This window comes from Arthrobacter sp. TB 23 (assembly GCF_000294595.1).
Classification (GTDB): domain Bacteria; phylum Actinomycetota; class Actinomycetes; order Actinomycetales; family Micrococcaceae; genus Arthrobacter_D.
Genome location: NZ_ALPM01000009.1, coordinates 1 through 15781 on the forward strand (window position 1 = coordinate 1; position 15781 = coordinate 15781).

General features: G+C 60.9%; 18 protein-coding genes. 5 read left to right on the plus strand and 13 right to left on the minus strand.

Annotated features, from left to right (window positions below; genetic code table 11):
* Positions 1–131: 131 nt before the first annotated feature.
* The 3 genes from B384_RS0101015 (at position 132) to B384_RS0101025 (ending at position 2301) form a co-directional block, all read left to right on the plus strand.
* Complete coding sequence (locus B384_RS0101015; protein WP_443110774.1) at positions 132–1481, plus strand: IS30 family transposase; 1350 nt, start codon at positions 132–134, stop codon at positions 1479–1481.
* Entirely contained in the window at positions 1462–1824 is a 363-nt protein-coding gene (locus tag B384_RS0101020) for an integrase core domain-containing protein (protein ID WP_019481283.1), read from the plus strand. The genes B384_RS0101015 and B384_RS0101020 overlap by 20 nt, the downstream gene beginning before the upstream one ends.
* Positions 1825–2097: 273 nt before the next feature.
* Positions 2098–2301: a cold-shock protein gene (locus tag B384_RS0101025; protein ID WP_019481284.1), complete on the plus strand. Its 204-nt coding sequence runs from the start codon at positions 2098–2100 to the stop codon at positions 2299–2301.
* A 100-nt stretch (positions 2302–2401) separates the two neighbouring features.
* On the opposite strand, the gene B384_RS0101030 is transcribed toward B384_RS0101025, so the two are convergent.
* The 13 genes from B384_RS0101030 to B384_RS0101090 all read right to left on the minus strand — a co-directional run bounded on the left by B384_RS0101030 (position 2402) and on the right by B384_RS0101090 (position 13837).
* Positions 2402–2833 (minus strand): DUF2550 domain-containing protein, encoded by a 432-nt coding sequence (locus B384_RS0101030; protein WP_019481285.1) that lies wholly within the window; start codon positions 2831–2833, stop codon positions 2402–2404.
* Between the two features lie 11 nt (positions 2834–2844).
* On the minus strand, positions 2845–3129 hold the full coding sequence (locus tag B384_RS0101035) for a F0F1 ATP synthase subunit epsilon (RefSeq protein ID WP_019481286.1): 285 nt from the start codon (positions 3127–3129) through the stop codon (positions 2845–2847).
* A gap of 5 nt (positions 3130–3134) precedes the next feature.
* Entirely contained in the window at positions 3135–4598 is a 1464-nt protein-coding gene (gene atpD, locus B384_RS0101040) for a F0F1 ATP synthase subunit beta (protein ID WP_019481287.1), read from the minus strand.
* A gap of 85 nt (positions 4599–4683) precedes the next feature.
* A complete protein-coding gene (locus B384_RS0101045) occupies positions 4684–5577 on the minus strand; it encodes a F0F1 ATP synthase subunit gamma (RefSeq protein WP_019481288.1) in 894 nt (297 codons plus the stop codon).
* A 92-nt stretch (positions 5578–5669) separates the two neighbouring features.
* Positions 5670–7304: a F0F1 ATP synthase subunit alpha gene (atpA, locus tag B384_RS0101050; RefSeq protein WP_019481289.1), complete on the minus strand. Its 1635-nt coding sequence runs from the start codon at positions 7302–7304 to the stop codon at positions 5670–5672.
* A 100-nt stretch (positions 7305–7404) separates the two neighbouring features.
* Positions 7405–8220 (minus strand): F0F1 ATP synthase subunit delta, encoded by an 816-nt coding sequence (locus B384_RS0101055; protein WP_019481290.1) that lies wholly within the window; start codon positions 8218–8220, stop codon positions 7405–7407.
* Positions 8220–8768, minus strand: a complete 549-nt coding sequence (locus B384_RS0101060; protein ID WP_024475444.1) for a F0F1 ATP synthase subunit B — start codon at positions 8766–8768, stop codon at positions 8220–8222. The genes B384_RS0101055 and B384_RS0101060 overlap by 1 nt, the downstream gene beginning before the upstream one ends.
* Before the next feature lie 50 nt (positions 8769–8818).
* A complete protein-coding gene (locus B384_RS0101065) occupies positions 8819–9034 on the minus strand; it encodes an ATP synthase F0 subunit C (protein WP_019481292.1) in 216 nt (71 codons plus the stop codon).
* A 104-nt stretch (positions 9035–9138) separates the two neighbouring features.
* Positions 9139–9960 carry a F0F1 ATP synthase subunit A gene (atpB, locus tag B384_RS0101070; protein WP_019481293.1) on the minus strand — a complete coding sequence of 274 codons (822 nt, stop codon included), beginning with the start codon at positions 9958–9960 and terminating at the stop codon, positions 9139–9141.
* Positions 9961–10045: 85 nt separating this feature from the next.
* A complete protein-coding gene (locus tag B384_RS0101075) occupies positions 10046–10375 on the minus strand; it encodes a hypothetical protein (RefSeq protein WP_019481294.1) in 330 nt (109 codons plus the stop codon).
* Positions 10368–10871: a hypothetical protein gene (locus tag B384_RS0101080; protein ID WP_019481295.1), complete on the minus strand. Its 504-nt coding sequence runs from the start codon at positions 10869–10871 to the stop codon at positions 10368–10370. Before B384_RS0101080 ends, B384_RS0101075 begins: the two co-directional genes overlap by 8 nt.
* A 127-nt stretch (positions 10872–10998) precedes the next feature.
* On the minus strand, positions 10999–12006 hold the full coding sequence (locus B384_RS0101085) for a hypothetical protein (RefSeq protein WP_019481296.1): 1008 nt from the start codon (positions 12004–12006) through the stop codon (positions 10999–11001).
* A gap of 1 nt (position 12007) precedes the next feature.
* Positions 12008–13837, minus strand: coding sequence for a polysaccharide biosynthesis protein (locus B384_RS0101090; protein ID WP_019481297.1), 1830 nt, complete (start codon positions 13835–13837; stop codon positions 12008–12010).
* Positions 13838–14005: 168 nt separating this feature from the next.
* Here B384_RS0101090 and B384_RS0101095 point away from each other — a divergent pair, with 168 nt between their 5' ends.
* Together B384_RS0101095 and B384_RS0101100 are read left to right on the plus strand one after the other, a co-directional pair.
* Positions 14006–14905 (plus strand): glycosyltransferase, encoded by a 900-nt coding sequence (locus tag B384_RS0101095; RefSeq protein ID WP_019481298.1) that lies wholly within the window; start codon positions 14006–14008, stop codon positions 14903–14905.
* 1 nt (position 14906) lies between these two features.
* Positions 14907–15781, plus strand: an 875-nt coding sequence (locus tag B384_RS0101100; protein WP_026040869.1) for a glycosyltransferase, incomplete at its 3' end; no start/stop codon positions are given.

The window sequence follows — 15781 nt, forward strand, 5'->3', positions numbered from 1 at the left end:
GGTGAATTCAATTGGTCGTCGCAACACCTCGATTATGGAGGTTCGCGATGGGACGCGGTGGAAAGCAGTTGCGGAAGGCTCCGGAGGGCGCGCGGCGGCAGTGGGCGGCGGATCGGGCGTTACGTCCGCCGATGCGTTCGCCGGGCAGGCCAGAGCCCTCTCGTGCGGTGCAGCGGGAGTTTTGGCGTTTGATCGCTACTGGGGTGACAACCGTCAAAGCTGCGGAGGCGCTCGGTGTGTCGTGGCCGGTCGCGTCGCGGTGGTTCCGTCACGCTGGCGGCATGCCGCCGATCAGTCTTGACGAGCCTACGGGCCGCTACTTGTCCTTCGCTGAGCGTGAGGAGATCTCGTTATTGCGAGCCCGGGAGGTCGGCGTGCGTGAAATCGCGCGGCGGCTTGGCCGCGACCCTGGAACGATCTCGCGCGAGTTGCGTCGCAACGCGGCTACGAGGAGCGGGAAGCATCTCTATCGGGCCTTGGTGGCGCAGTGGAAGGCGCAACAGGCTGCGAAGCGCCCGAAGACCGCGAAACTCGCGGACAATGCGAGGTTGCGTGAGTATGTTCAGGAACGGCTCGCTGGGGTCATCCGCCGGCACGACGGCACTGTCGTCGCTGGCCCTGCGACACCGGCCTGGAAGGGGCTGAACAAACCGCACCGGCAGGACAGGCGATGGTCGACAGCTTGGAGTCCGGAACAGATCTCCCACCGGCTCCGCGTCGATTTCCCGGATGATGAGTCGATGCGCATTAGTCACGAGGCCATCTACCAATCGCTGTTCATCGAGGGTCGTGGCGCGCTCAAGCGCGAGCTGGTCACCTGCCTGCGCACCGGCCGTGCGCTGCGGGAACCTCGAGCTCGATCGAAGAGTAAACCCCAAGGCCATGTCACCGCGGAGGTCCTCATTAGCGAACGCCCCGCCGAAGCCGAAGACCGTGCGGTACCGGGCCACTGGGAGGGTGATCTGATCATCGGAACCGGACGATCCGCGATCGGCACGGTCATCGAGCGCAGCAGCCGCTCCACAATCCTGGTACATCTGCCCAGGCTGGAAGGCTGGGCTGATAGACAGGCCGTGAAGAACGGGCCCTCGCTCGGTGGCTACGGTGCCGTGGCGATGAACGCCGGGCTTACGGTCTCGATGACCAAGCTGCCCGAACAGCTCCGCAAGACCCTCACGTGGGATCGAGGGAAAGAGCTCTCCGCACACGCCCAGTTCACTCTCAGCACTGGAACGAAGGTGTTCTTCGCCGATCCGCACTCACCCTGGCAGAGACCCACGAATGAGAACACCAACGGGCTGTTGCGCCAGTTTTTCCCGAAAGGCACTGACCTCTCCAGGTGGACTGCCGAGGACCTCGAAGCCATCGCTCTGACCTTGAACAACCGGCCCCGTAAAGTCCTCGACTGGAAAACCCCGGCTGAAGTCTTTGCCGAGCAGCTAAGCTCGCTCCAACAGCCCGGTGTTGCAACGACCGATTGAACTGGCCCAATACACCTCGATCCGTTACACCGACACCCTGACCCTGGAGGGCCTGCAGCCCTCGATCGGCAGCGTCGGCGACGCGTACGACAATGCCGCAGCTGAAACGGTCATGGGGCTATTCAAAAACGAGGCCGTCGCGAAGGGTTCACCGTTCCGCACCGGAGCCCTGAAAACCGAAACCGACGTCCAGGCAATCGTCTTCGAATGGGTCCACTGGTACAACAACGAACGCCTGCATTCCGCCTTGGATCACCAGACGCCAGAGGAATACGAGCAAACATATTATGATCTACAAGCCGGTCCGTCATCCGACGCCGCCGCCAACAAACAGGCGGCATGATTCCCGGGACGGTTCACCAATACTTTTGCTCTGTTCGAGACAATAAATTTACCGAACAATGGTTGAAATTCCGTTGACCAGCACTAGCCGTTATGTGATGCTTATTCCAGTCTTTGTGTACGTGTTTTAGCATGCTCGCAAGACAATGTTGCGAGCGTGTGACATCCGAAACGGAACCGTGTATCTCGGGTGCCGATAGGTTGTTTCCGTGAAGTGACTCCGGGTTCACATGCAGTGTGTGGGTCAGAACATTTCATTATGGAGGAGAAACAAATGGCACAGGGAACTGTGAAATGGTTCAACGCTGAAAAGGGCTTCGGCTTCATCACCCCGGATGACTCCGACGGCGATGTCTTTGTACATTACTCGGAGATCCAGACCGGTGGCTTCAAGACCCTCGACGAGAACCAGCGTGTTCAGTTCGAAATCGGTCAGGGCGCCAAGGGCCCCCAGGCTACCGGGGTTACCGCCCTCTAGCGACAAAGCTGTCCGCTAGACAGCAAGAGCTTTAACCACTGGGGACCTCCACGCAACTGCGTGGAGGTCCCCAGTGGTTAGACGCTATTCAAAGGAAGCGCTAGCGCCAGGTACCGATCCCGACAACCGGTCCCGCTTCAAGCCAGGATGACAGTCCGGCGTATACATCGAACTTCATGGCCAACAGCAATTCCTGACCCTCATAGTCCAGACATACCACCACCGCCCCGGGCTGAATCCTTCTCTTTTCAGCCTCGGTTGGCTGTCGCCATCCCTTGAGCTCCAGGGAACTGCGCAGGTAGCGGTAGCGGGGCCGCGGGCTCAGGGACGCCATCCTGAGCCATTCCAGGTGACGGTCCGTATAACGACAAACCCCCATCCGCCATCCCTCGGGAGGGAAGCAGATGGAGGCGTCGAAGGTGCCTAGCGCCCCGCGGAGCTGTAGGCGTCGCAGACCGAAGGCCAGAATGGCAAGCACCAGCAGCAGGAACACCGCTGCGAGCGTGATGAACGCTATACCGAGACCGTCCATCGCCGAATCTGTCAGCGAGTCTCCGCGGACACTGGGCCGCCGATCTTCGCGTTGTCGGCCACGATTACTACCCGGTTGCTGTCGACGGAGAAGAAACCACCGTCAACCGAAACCAGCAGTCGTTCGCCGGAGACAGGTTCAATTGCCATTTCGCCTTCAGCCAGGATGGCGAGCATCGGAGCGTGCCCAGGCAGGATGCCAATCTCGCCATCGCTGGTGCGCGCCCTGACCATGGTCGCCGCGCCGGACCACACAAAGTGATCCGCCGCGACGATTTCTACTTCGAGTTCAGCCATGAGAGCTACTTTCCGGTCTGCTCTTGGATCTTGGCCCACTGGCGCTCGACGTCGTCAAGACCGCCAATGTTGAAGAACGCCTGCTCAGCAATGTGGTCGAGGTCGCCGTTGGCGATGGCGTTGAAGCCTTCGATGGTGTCCTTGATGCTGACGGTGGAACCCTCAACACCGGTGAACTGCTTCGCCGTGTAGGTGTTCTGCGACAGGAACTGCTGGATACGGCGGGCCCGGGAGACAACAATCTTGTCTTCCTCGGACAGTTCGTCAACACCGAGGATAGCGATGATGTCCTGCAGTTCCTTGTTCTTCTGAAGGATCTGCTTGACGCGCACCGCAGTGTTGTAGTGATCGTGGCCAATGTACTGGGGATCGAGGATCCGCGAGGTCGATGTCAGCGGGTCGATCGCCGGGTACAGACCGCGGGACGCGATCTCACGCGACAGCTCGGTGGTCGCGTCGAGGTGCGCGAAGGTCGCAGCTGGTGCCGGGTCGGTGTAGTCATCCGCAGGCACGTACACGGCCTGCATCGACGTGATCGAGTGGCCCTTGGTTGAGGTGATGCGCTCCTGGAGGAGACCCATCTCGTCAGCAAGGTTTGGCTGGTAGCCCACCGCGGAAGGCATCCGGCCCAGCAGGGTCGACACCTCGGAACCGGCCTGGGTGAAGCGGAAGATGTTGTCAACAAACAACAGCACGTCCTGCTTCTGGACGTCCCTGAAGTACTCAGCCATGGTCAGGGCTGACAGGGCAACCCGGAGGCGCGTTCCTGGTGGCTCATCCATCTGGCCGAAGACCAGCGCGGTGTCCTTGAGGACCCCTGCTTCTTCCATTTCTACCCAGAGGTCGTTACCTTCACGGGTACGCTCGCCAACACCAGCGAACACCGAGGTGCCACCGAAGTTACGGGCCACACGGGTAATCATTTCCTGGATCAGCACCGTCTTGCCAACACCGGCGCCACCGAAGAGGCCAATCTTGCCACCCTTGATGTACGGGGTGAGCAGGTCGATGCTCTTGATGCCGGTTTCCAACATCTCGGTGGAACCCTCAAGCTGGGCGAATGCCGGCGGCTTGCGGTGGATGGGCCACCGTTCGGTGATCTCCAGCTGAGACTCCTCGACGTCGAGGGGCTTGCCCAGAACGTTGAAGATGTGACCCTTGACGACGTCGCCAACAGGTACCGAGATGGCGCTGCCGGTGTCGTGGACAACGGTTCCCCGGACCAGACCGTCGGTGGCCTGGAGCGAGATTGCACGCACCAGGTTGTCACCGAGGTGCTGTGAGGTCTCGAAGGTGATCATGTGCGTCTCACCATTGAGAGTGATCTCAGTGGTCAGCGCGTTGTAGATTGCGGGAATGGCGTCAGCCGGGAACTCGACGTCGACAACCGGGCCAATGACACGGGCGATTCGACCTGTGCCGCCGGATGCAACTGAGTCACTACCGTGCTCAATAGTCTGGGCAGTCATCTCTCTCACTTCACTTACGTAGATGGCGTGGGGCTAAGTCTAACTAGGGTGGAGCAGGTTCTGGAACTGGTCGATCGGGGCGAAGTCAGGATGCGCTGAGCGCGTCCGCACCTGCCACAATCTCCGACAGTTCCTGGGTGATCTCCGCCTGGCGCGCAGTGTTGCGGAGCCGGGTGTACTTCTTGATCAGGTCCGTTGCGTTGTCGCCTGCGGACTTCATTGCCCGCTGACGGGCGGCGAGTTCGCTCGCTGCGGCCTGCAACAAGGCCGCGAAGATCCGCGACTCGATATAGCGGGGAAGCAGTGCGTCCAGAACCATTTCGGGCTCCGGCTCGTACTCGTAGAGCGGCAACAGATCCGACTCGGACGCTGCTTCCTCTTCAACGACCTCAAGGGGAAGCAGGCGGATTACCGTAGGTTCCTGCAACACCATTGACTTGAAGCGGGTGTAAACCACGTGGATCTCGTCGACGCCGCCGTCGTCGAAGTCCGTACCGAACTCGGCGAGCAGTGCTTTGCCGATCTCGCGTGCCGTTTCGAAATCCGGCGCGTCAGTACCGCCGATCCACACGTTCTCGAATTTGCGGTCGCGGAAGTCGAAGTAGGCCTGCGCCTTCCGACCGACAAGGTAGGTTTTGACTTCCTTGCCTTCCTCCCGAAGCAGCTCGATCAGTGATTCGGCCTGCTTCAGCACGCTCGCTGAGTAGGATCCTGCGAGTCCGCGGTCCGAGGTCATCACGAGAACCGCCGATCGCCGAATCTGCTCCGGCTCGGTGGTAAGCGGGTGATCGATCTCTGACTGCGATGCCACTGCTGAGACGGCACGGGTGATCGCATTGGCATAGGGCAGGGACGAGGATACTCGTGCCCTTGCTTTGCCGATGCGAGAAGTCGCGATCAGCTCCATCGCCTTGAAGATCTTCCTCATCGACGTGGTCGACGTGATCTTCTGGCGGTAGACCCGGATCTGGGCTCCCATACATGTCCTTTCCTTCGTAGTCCACCTGGGGATTACGGCTAAGGCCGGGGGTGGTGCCGGGGCGCTTGACNCGCGCCCCGGCACCCGTTTCCCTAGCGCTTCTGCTTGACGATCTTCTCCTGGTCGACCTCGTCCTCGGAGAGGGCGCTGTACTCTTCGTGACCGGCTACCAGACCATCGTGGCCTTCGCCGAAGAATCCCTGCTTGAAGTCGTCGATCTGCTTCTTCAGCTCGTCAACGGTGGAGTCCTCAAGGAGGTTGGTCTCGGCCAGAGTGGTCAGGACCGACGACTTGTGCCGCAGGTGCTCGAGGAACTGGCCTTCGAACTTGCGGACGTCCTCAACCGGTACGTCGTCGAGGTAGCCGTTGGTGCCGGCCCAGATCGAAACAACCTGATCCTCTACGGGGAACGGTGCATACTGGCCCTGCTTGAGCAGTTCCATCAGGCGCGCCCCACGGGTCAGCTGCTGACGCGATGCTGCATCCAGGTCCGAGGCGAACATGGCGAACGCCTGCATGTCCCGGTACTGCGCGAGGTCCAGCTTCAACGTGCCCGAGACCTTCTTCATGGCCTTGACCTGTGCTGAACCACCCACCCGTGACACCGATACGCCGACATCCACTGCTGGACGCTGGTTGGCGTTGAAGAGGTCCGACTGCAGGAAGATCTGCCCATCGGTGATCGAGATGACGTTGGTCGGAATGAACGCCGAGACATCGTTGGCTTTGGTCTCGACGATCGGCAGACCGGTCATCGAACCCGCTCCGAGCTCGTCGGAGAGCTTCGCGCAACGCTCAAGCAGACGGGAGTGCAAGTAGAACACGTCGCCCGGGTAGGCTTCGCGTCCCGGTGGACGACGCAGCAACAGCGACACCGCGCGGTAGGCTTCAGCCTGCTTGGAAAGGTCATCGAAGATCACCAGTACGTGCTTGCCGGCATACATCCAGTGCTGGCCAATGGCCGAACCTGCATAGGGAGCCAGGTACTTGAAGCCTGAAGGATCGGAGGCAGGTGATGCAACGATCGTGGTGTACTCCAGGGCGCCCTTGTCTTCCAGGGTCTGGCGTACCGCAGCAATGGTGGAGGCCTTCTGTCCAATTGCGACGTAGATGCAGCGAACCTGCTTCTTGACATCGCCGGATTCCCAGTTGGCCTTCTGGTTGATGATGGTGTCTACCGCGATGGCGGTCTTACCGGTCTGGCGGTCACCGATGATCAGCTGGCGCTGGCCCCGGCCGATCGGGATCATGGCGTCGATCGCCTTGAGACCGGTCTGCATGGGTTCGTGCACCGACTTACGCTCAGTCACGCCGGGAGCCTGAAGCTCCAGTGCGCGGCGTGCTTCAGCCTTGATCTCGCCGAGATCGTCGATGGGCTGTCCCAAGGGGTCAACCACTCGGCCAAGGAAGGCGTCGCCCACTGGCACGGAGAGGATCTCCCCGGTGCGGTGGACTTCCTGGCCTTCTTCGATGCCGGTGAAATCACCGAGGACGACGACGCCGATTTCACGGGTGTCGAGGTTCTGGGCGAGGCCCAGAGTGCCATCTTCGAAACGCAGCAATTCATTGGCCATCACCGAAGGCAGACCCTCTACCTTGGCGATGCCATCGCTGGCGGTACTTACGCGGCCTACTTCAACGCGTTCGGCGTTGCCGGGCTCGTAGGATGCCGCAAACTCGTTCAACGCATTACGGACGTCTTCGGCGTTGATGGTCAATTCGGCCATCTGCAGTCCCTGCTCTCCTGTGTTGTGATCGCCGCTGCTTCACGGCGACCGGTGTGTGATTGAAGTCTGTTGTGTGTCTGGGATAGGACGGTTGCCCGGCCTACACCGCTAGCTTTCGCCGCAGTTCAGACAGCCTGGCGATTACCGTGGAGTCAACCACTTCATCGCCAACCTGGACGCGGACCCCGCCGATTAGCGACGGCTCCACTGTGACATTGGTCCTGAGCTCGCGACCGAACAGGGAATTGAGGCCCTGCTGCAACCGTGCGAACTGTTCATCGGTCAGCGGACGGGTAACGCTGACGTTCGCAATCCAGCGGTCGTGCCGTTTGGCCACGAGCTCTACGAACCGCTTCACCAAGTGAGTGGGCTTGATGCCGCGGGGCGCCTGAACTGCCTGACGCACCAACAGCTGCGCTTCGGCTCCGGCGTGTGGCACCAGTTTCAACGCGAGGTTTACCCTTGCGTCGACGGTTGCCTGCCGCTCGGACAGAGCGCGCTGCAATTCGTGGCTTGATTCAACGGTCCTGATGAAGTCGAAAAGGTCGTTTTCCAGACCCTCAAGACTCGTTGCACCATTGTCCCGGTTCTCCGCTACAGCAATTGCAGCGGTTGCGCCGAGGGTTTCCAGCGCGTCCCCGAGATCGCGGGCCACTGCCCAGCGCATGGAGACCAGATCCCTGACCACCGACGCTGTCTGCTCCGAGACCTTGCCAGCTACCAGGGTCGAAACCAGTGCGGCTTTATCCCTGCCTTCGCGGGAAGGATCGGTCAGCGCACGACGGAGACCGGCGTTGTTGTCGAGCATGTCGAGGACCCCGAAGAGTTCCTCGGCGAGCGACAGCGTTGCGCCGGGCAGACGGGTTTCTAGATCTTTGAGTGCCGTTGCCAGGGACTGGCTGGATACACCTGCCATTACTTCGATGCACCTGCGCTCTGAGTTTCGAGGTCGGCCAGGAAGCGATCGACTACCCGCGCGGACCGCTGATCATCAGAGAGCGACTCCCCGACGATGCGGCTGGCGAGGTCGGTTGCCAGCGTGCCAACTTCGGCGCGCAGTGACACAACAGCTGCCTGACGTTCTGCTTCAATCTGGACGTGTGCCTGCTCGGTGATACGAGCTGACTCAGCCCCGGCCTTTTCCTTCAGTTCCGCGAGGATCTGCGCACCTTCGGCGCGTGCTTCCTCACGGATGCGGTTGGCTTCAGTGCGTGCATCCACCAGCTGCTGCTTGTATTCGTCAAGCGCTGCGTTTGCTTCAGCCTGTGCTGCTTCAGCCTTGGCAATGCCACCTTCGATGGCTGCAGTCCGCTCTGCGAACGTCTTCTCAAACGCCGGCATCACGAACTTGATGACGATGAACATCAGCACCGCGAAGCCCACCAACGTAACGAGCAGTTCCCACAGATTCGGGACCAGAGGACTTGTGCCCTCTTCTGCCGCCATTATCGCTGCGTTAAGCATGTTTCACCCGTCTTTCTTTAGCTAGTCTATGGACCGTAGCGGACGCGTAATTACGCGCCGATAACGAACGCGAAGACCAAGCCGAGGATGGCGAGTGCTTCAGTCAATGCCAGTCCGAGGAAGGCGATGGGCTGGAGGACCCGCTGGGCTTCTGGCTGACGCGCTACACCGTTGATGTATGCGGCGAAGACGAGTCCTACACCGATACCACCACCAATTGCGGAGAGACCGTATCCAACGAGGTTGAGGCTACCCTGTACTTCCATTGTGTTCCTTTCAAGATGCCGCTTGCTGCGACAGGTTGTTTGGGATCATCCCCGACGGGGAAGTCTGTATGTGTTAGTCGTGAAATTTAGGCTAGTCGTGAGGACTAGTGAGCATCGGCGTGGAGTGCGCCTTCGATGTAGATGGCTGCCAGCAGTGTGAACACGTACGCCTGGAGGATCATGATCAGCACCTCAAGCATGTACATGGAGACGGCTCCCACGAGTACCAGCACGCTCGTACCCTGCAGCAGGATGTTTCCCGTCAGCACCATGTATTCAATGGCCGAACCGGCCAGGGTGATGATGAGGTGACCTGCCAGCATTGTGGCGAAGAGTCGGAGTGAGTGGGTCACCGGCCGGACGAGGAAGTTCGAGATGATCTCGATGGGTACCACGATCGGCAGGATGTACCAGGGAACTCCTGACGGGACAACTGCCAGTTTGAAGTAACGCAGTCCGTGCTTCTTGATACCAATGCCAACCCAGAGGAGGTAGAAAATCGCCGCAATGGCGTAGGCGCTACCTGGATGGGAGAAGCTCGGCAGCTGAAGGAACGGAATGGCGCCGAAAATGTTGTTCACGAGGACGAAGAAGAATGCGGTGAAGAGCCACGGCACATACTTCATGAAGTCCTTGCCGCCGATAATGTCCTTACCGATGGAGTTCCTGACGAATCCGTAAGCGGACTCCCCCAGGAACTGCATTTTGCCGGGGACCAGCTTTCCCTTGCGGGAGGCAATGATGAAGAAGATGGCAATAAAGATGACTGACAGGATGATCATCAGCATCTGCTTGCCGAAGCCACCCTCGAACCAGACGCCGTATTCACCGCCCCACGGGAAAATATCCCGGTAGTGGGTGTCGTCAATTGTGGGGGCTATGAAACCCTCATCCGTTGTAGTGGCCGGGAGCGCAAGCGCGATCAACGCGTTTCCTCTCTGCAGTGTCCATCGTTGGGCAGGTTCTGATCGGGCATGGATTTACTGCTCCGACACATTAAGTTTTCGACATTCACTTAGGGTTCTCCCCAGCCTTCCCGCCACTGTCCCGCGGCGTCGAACCGGGATCAGCTGGTGTAGCGCGGGTGAGGTTATGCATATGGGAGAGGTAGAAACCCCCGACTGCACCCAAGAGACCTCCAACGAGCACTATCCATTGTGTTCCCAGGAGGTTGTCCAGCCCCCACCCTATCAAACTCCAGACGAGTATCCCGCCAATAATATAGCTAAAGACTGCTATCCCAGCGTTGTATCCGCCCTCGCCGTAGGGGCCTCTGACGTCGTCGCTGGCGTCGGCTCGGGAGGCGCCCTGCTGGGGGTCCTGAGGATGGGTTTCAGCCACGGTCGAACTCATTTCCTGGTACCGGCGCTGTCGGCGCGGGGTCGTTGTAGAGCTGGTGCCGGGCCTTGGAGAAGACGTAGAGCTCCACCGTCTGCCACAGGATCACAGTTCCCACCGCTCCCCCGAAGAACCAGTTCGCCTCAAGCCAGGGTGGAGTGCCGAACACGAAGAGGACAACCGCGAACCCAACGACCTTGATGGCATAGGTTACGGCGAAGAGGCCAATCGCGCCTGAGGGGTTGTTGCGGCCGGCGAAGTGACCGACCGCGAGGCTGATGCCGAAGAAAGCGACGACGACCGCGAACCCGAACAGCGCGCTCAAGGCAGCGCCCGGGCCAGTGACGAAAGCCGCGACCGCAGCAGTCACAGCAATGGCTGAGGTAGTGACCAGAACGCATTTTTTCAGAATTCCCAACCACAGGGATCCCGAAGGATCAGCGGCGGGATGGGCAGTGCCTCGACGGGCACCGACGCCCGAGGCGTCAGGTGTGCTCATAGGGAATCCATCCGTAGATTCGATGTGAGGGAAGTCCCCGACTCAGGCCACGGGATGAATGCCGCGGACTGCGGTTCAATTCTACCGTACATAGAAATCGCTCCGTGCTGGCTGAAGAGGTAGGAACCTACGGTACGCGGGTGGCCCGCGCCCGTCCGGCAAAGATTCGCGGGGAATACAGATAAAGGGTCACTACTGCTGCGGCGAGGAGCGAGAAGGCGACCGCTCCGAGCGGCGATGCCGTCGCGGCAACAAATCCGGCGGCTCCGGTAAGCACCGATGCGCCGGTAACGACCAGCGCCGCCTGCACATGGGTCAGACCCACATCGGTGAGGCGTTGGTAGACATGCTCCCGGTGGGAGGCGTACCAACGGTCACCGGCCCGGACCCGGCGCAGGAACGTAGTAAAGGTGTCAGCGAGGTAGATCAGCACCGGCGAGAGCAGATACTCGAGGTACACGCCCGCGAGCAGGCCTGTCACCGCAATGGCTGCGATCGATGCGCCGAGCAGATAGCTCCCGACGTCGCCGAGGAAGACAAATCCCCTGCCCAGATTCCAGGGCAGGAACCCGGCGAATGCTGCCGCGACGACCAGGCCTGCGACGACCAGCCACAGCTGGCTGTTGAGGACCCCGGCCACGGCGTAGAACACTCCGACTGCTACCCCGTGCAGGCCGGAGATCCCGTTGATTCCGTCCATAAAGTTGGCTGCGTTGACGTAGGCCGCCACCGCCAGTGCGCCGACGGGGACCCACCAGAAGCTTTGGCCAATGGTCCACGCCAGGGCTGCTGTGCCCAGCGCGCCGATCGCCAGCTGCAGCACCGCACGCACCTGGATCGAGATGCCGCGGTAGTCTTCGACCCAGCCGAGCAGCGCCGCTGCCGAAAGCATCCCCAGGATAATCAGGATCAGCGACCGGTCAACAGCTACCAGGCCGGTAGCAAGAGAAAGGATCAGACCCGCCGCGATTCCCACCGCAACGGTGATACCCACCCCCCGAATGACCACTGTGGTGTGGGAGGAGCGTTCATTGGGGATGTCCAGCACGCCCAGCTTTTCCAGCAGGGGTTTGAGGACAAAAGGCAGCACTGCACTGAGCACTAGGGCGGCCCCGACCACCACCGCCAGCTGCACGCTATACACCTTCGATTCCGCCCTTGCGCTTCCAGTCGACCAGGTTCAGATGCACCGGGTCCAGTGTTGACACTGACGTGTGGGAAATCTTGGGATGCAGGGGCCGCGCGCCGTCTTCGCCGAACCCCACCAGTTCCTCATGCAGCTTCTCCCCCGGTCTCAGCCCGGTGAATACCACTTCGATGTCCTTCCCGGACATGGCAATCATTCGCTGGGCGACGTCGAGAATTTTGACTGCCTCGCCCATATCCAGAATGAGTACCTCGCCTGGGCGTCCGATCGCCCCGGCCTGGATGACCAGCTGACATGCCTCGGGGATGGTCATGAAAAAGCGAGTGACCTCCGGGTCAGTCACAGTGATCGGTCCACCGACCCTGATCTGCTCGGTAAAGAGGGGCAGCATCGAACCTCTGCTCCCAATGACATTTCCGAACCGGACGGACACGTAGCTGTTTGCGGTCTGGCTGGCCTGCCAGGCGGTGAGCTTCTCGGCCACCCGTTTGGAATGTCCGAGCACACTTGTGGGGTTCGCGGCTTTGTCGGTCGAGATGTTGACAAAGTGCTTCACCCCCGCTGCCTTGGCCGCATTGAGCACATTCTGCGTGCCCAGCACGTTGGTCTTCCAGGCTTCCTCCGGGTACTGCTCCAGCAGTGACACATGTTTGAGCGCTGCTGCGTGGAACACCACCTCGGGCCGGCGCTCCTCGAAAATCCCGAGCAGCGTATCCGCGTCGCGGATATCGGCCAGTACCGTGTCTCTGCCGGTGAGCAGGCCGCGGCCCGTCATCGACAGCTGGGTGGTTTGCAGCCCGGTTTCGTCGCGGTCCAACATGATCAGTTCGGCTGGGCTGAACTGCGCGAGCTGACGGCACAGTTCGGACCCGATAGACCCGCCCGCTCCGGTGACCAGAATCTTTTGCCCCGTGATGTAACCTGCCACCTCATCTGCATGGATATCCACGGGCCGACGGCCGATCAGGTCTTCGACCGCAACTTCCCGGAAATCGGAGAATCCAGCACCGGATCCTCCGGTGGCCAGCATGTCGCGCAGCGGTGGGAGGACCAGAACCTTGATATTCATCCCAGCCACCAGGTCCGACACCTTGCGCACCTGCGCCGCCTCGACATCAGCGAAGGCGATCACCAGGACTGAGGCGCGGGTGCGGGCGATGATGCCGGGGAGGTCTTCCAGCCGACCCAGTACAGGCACCGTCGCCAGCCTGAGATGCTTCTTCGCCGGGTCGTCGTCGATCAGGCCCACCGGGAAATACGGGGATTCGCGGTCCTGGATCATCCGGCCGACAAGGGACCCGCCGAGGAACCCTGCGCCGTAGATCAGGGTCCGCTGTGCGTCTTCGCCGGGTTTGGCTTTGCTCTCCACGAACATGCGCTTGAGATAGCGGGTCGAGGCCATGAACATGCAGGCGAAGGGGAAAGCAATGATGCCGATACTGCGGGGGATCTCAATAATGGAGAAGAACACCACACTGACCAGCAGGAGGATCACCGACACGATGACGGTCACGATGACCAGCAGCTTGGCTTCGTGGAAGCTGCCGAAGCTGTACCGGCCCCGGTACAGGGCAAAACTCAGGCCGACCGCGAGCTGGGCGACAAGCGCCACAGCGCAGAACACGACTACCCCGGTCATATTGATCTGGTTGATCAGCAGTTCATACCGAAGCACCAGGGCCAGAAGAATTGCGACAATCCAGGCGACTGAGTCGAAAATATACTGTGACCAGAGCCAGATTGCTGGCTTCTCCGATCGGGGCGTGGTGCGGTGTCCGGACCCGTCCCGGGCTGGATCCACGCTGTCAGCGAGTTTCATGGTTCCTAACAACGGCTCGGCGAATGTTCAAACGTGCGCTGAGAGTCCTCACGGCAGAATCTCAGCCCGTGCTGGTGTAATAGACTCTCTCTACCCGAGAATACTAACCGCACTACCCGGCCCTGACCGCCTTCGAGGCGTGTTGTGAGTGGACCGGAAAGGACTGTTTTGCAGGATACCGTGGCCGTTGCGGCAGTAACTTTTGACCGCCCCGACGACCTCCGTACCCTCCTGCTGGCGTTGTCCCAACAGAGTGTGCCGCTCACATCGGTTGCATTGGTCGATTCCGGGACGCAGGATATCGAAGGCATTGCCCGCGAATCCGATGCACCCGTGAACTACATCCGTTCCCTGAGCAACCTGGGCGGCGCCGGTGGTTTTTCCCTGGCGATCCTCTCCGCCATGGCCAGTGGTGCCGAGTGGGTCTGGATCATGGACGACGACGCCCACCCCGAGGACCCCGAGGCGCTTGGGACTCTATTGGCGGCCGCCAAAGCCGAGGGACTCGACGTCGTCGTGCCCCTGATCGTGGCACCCGGCGAACCGACCAGGCTGTCCTTCCCGTTCCGGGTGGCGGGGCGATCGGTGCATGACCGGGCCGAGGTCGAGAAGCTGGGGATCATCAAGGATGTTGGCCAGTTTTTCAATGGTGCGCTGATTCGAACTGACGTTTTTTTCAGGGTGGGGCTCCCCGACCTGCGACTGTTCATCCGCGGTGATGAGACAGACTTCATGCTGCGCCTTCGTCGGGCCGGGATCCCCTTCGGCACCGTGACGACAGTCGCCCTCAGCCATCCCCCCGGGTGGGCCGAGACGCAGCAGGTGCTCGGTGACCGGCTGCATGTCCTGGTGCCCGAGACCGCCTTCAAACGCTACTTCTATTACCGCAACCGCGGGTACCTCACCCGCCGGTATCTGCGGGTCAAATCGCTGGTCGCTGATGGGGTGGGGTACCCGCTATATTTCCTGAAGCACCGCGACCTCCGAGGATTCGCTGAGTGGTTCAAGGCCTATTCCACCGGTGTTCGCGGGCGTGGCTTCGGGCCACCGTCGGATCAGGGCTACTGAGGTGGCTTCCTCCGCCACGGCGGTGACGGTGGTTGTCACCACCTTCAACCGCGCCGGTTACCTGCGCGTCCTGCTGGAAACGATCGCACGCCTGGATCCCGCACCGAGCAGCGTCATCGTCGTCAATAACGCGAGCACTGACAACACCGACGAGGTGATCGCATCCGCGAACCTTCCCATGCCGTTGATCCATCATCGGTTGCGGAAAAACGTTGGCGGGTCCGGTGGTTTCTCGGTTGGGGCTGAGCGGGCCCTCGCCGAGGGTGCCGAATGGCTGTGGCTGATGGACGACGACGTCGAAGCCCTGCCTGGTGCGATCGCCGCGTTTCAGCCCTGGATGGGAACCTATCGGTGCCTTCACGGCCGCCGCTACGACCACTCCGGCAAGCCGTTTTTCTGGCAGCACCACTTCAATGCGTTCCTTGGCGTGCACTTCCCGGTCCGCGGCAACGTGTTCAGGCACCGTCCGGTGTTCCACACCAATGTTGGGTGTTTCGAGGGGATGCTGGTGCACGCCGATGTGGTGCGCCGCGTTGGGCTACCGGATCCACGGTTTTTCCTCAACGGAGACGACACCACCTACGGTTGGCTGATCGCCCAGTCCGAACCGGTCGCCTATATCAATGAATATGTCCTGAAGAAGGCCAGACCGCAGAAGCAGATCGACCTTGGCGTGCGCCACCTGAATGACTCCAACGACCTGGGCCGCTACTGCGGCATGCGGAACCGTGGCCACCTGGCGCGGTACCTGCGCGTCAATGGCAGGTTCAACCGTTGGGGGTTTGGCCTGGGAACCCTCCTGACTGCGGCCAAGGAAGTGCTCCGGCTGGTGGCTGTCGAGCACTCCCTGTCCGGTCTCGCTCCCCTGTGGCGGGG

What these genes read in the sequence shown, in the direction of transcription:
- B384_RS0101090 (WP_019481297.1), bottom strand. Translation starts at nt 13,837, where the DNA reads ATGAAACTCGCTGACAGCGTGGATCCAGCCCGGGACGGGTCCGGACAC.
- B384_RS0101035 (WP_019481286.1), bottom strand. Translation starts at nt 3,129, where the DNA reads ATGGCTGAACTCGAAGTAGAAATCGTCGCGGCGGATCACTTTGTGTGG.
- atpA (WP_019481289.1), bottom strand. Translation starts at nt 7,304, where the DNA reads ATGGCCGAATTGACCATCAACGCCGAAGACGTCCGTAATGCGTTGAAC.
- B384_RS0101060 (WP_024475444.1), bottom strand. Translation starts at nt 8,768, where the DNA reads ATGCTTAACGCAGCGATAATGGCGGCAGAAGAGGGCACAAGTCCTCTG.
- atpD (WP_019481287.1), bottom strand. Translation starts at nt 4,598, where the DNA reads ATGACTGCCCAGACTATTGAGCACGGTAGTGACTCAGTTGCATCCGGC.
- B384_RS0101030 (WP_019481285.1), bottom strand. Translation starts at nt 2,833, where the DNA reads ATGGACGGTCTCGGTATAGCGTTCATCACGCTCGCAGCGGTGTTCCTG.
- B384_RS0101065 (WP_019481292.1), bottom strand. Translation starts at nt 9,034, where the DNA reads ATGGAAGTACAGGGTAGCCTCAACCTCGTTGGATACGGTCTCTCCGCA.
- B384_RS0101015 (WP_443110774.1), top strand. Translation starts at nt 132, where the DNA reads ATGCGTTCGCCGGGCAGGCCAGAGCCCTCTCGTGCGGTGCAGCGGGAG.
- B384_RS0101025 (WP_019481284.1), top strand. Translation starts at nt 2,098, where the DNA reads ATGGCACAGGGAACTGTGAAATGGTTCAACGCTGAAAAGGGCTTCGGC.
- B384_RS0101055 (WP_019481290.1), bottom strand. Translation starts at nt 8,220, where the DNA reads ATGGCAGGTGTATCCAGCCAGTCCCTGGCAACGGCACTCAAAGATCTA.
- B384_RS0101080 (WP_019481295.1), bottom strand. Translation starts at nt 10,871, where the DNA reads ATGAGCACACCTGACGCCTCGGGCGTCGGTGCCCGTCGAGGCACTGCC.
- B384_RS0101045 (WP_019481288.1), bottom strand. Translation starts at nt 5,577, where the DNA reads ATGGGAGCCCAGATCCGGGTCTACCGCCAGAAGATCACGTCGACCACG.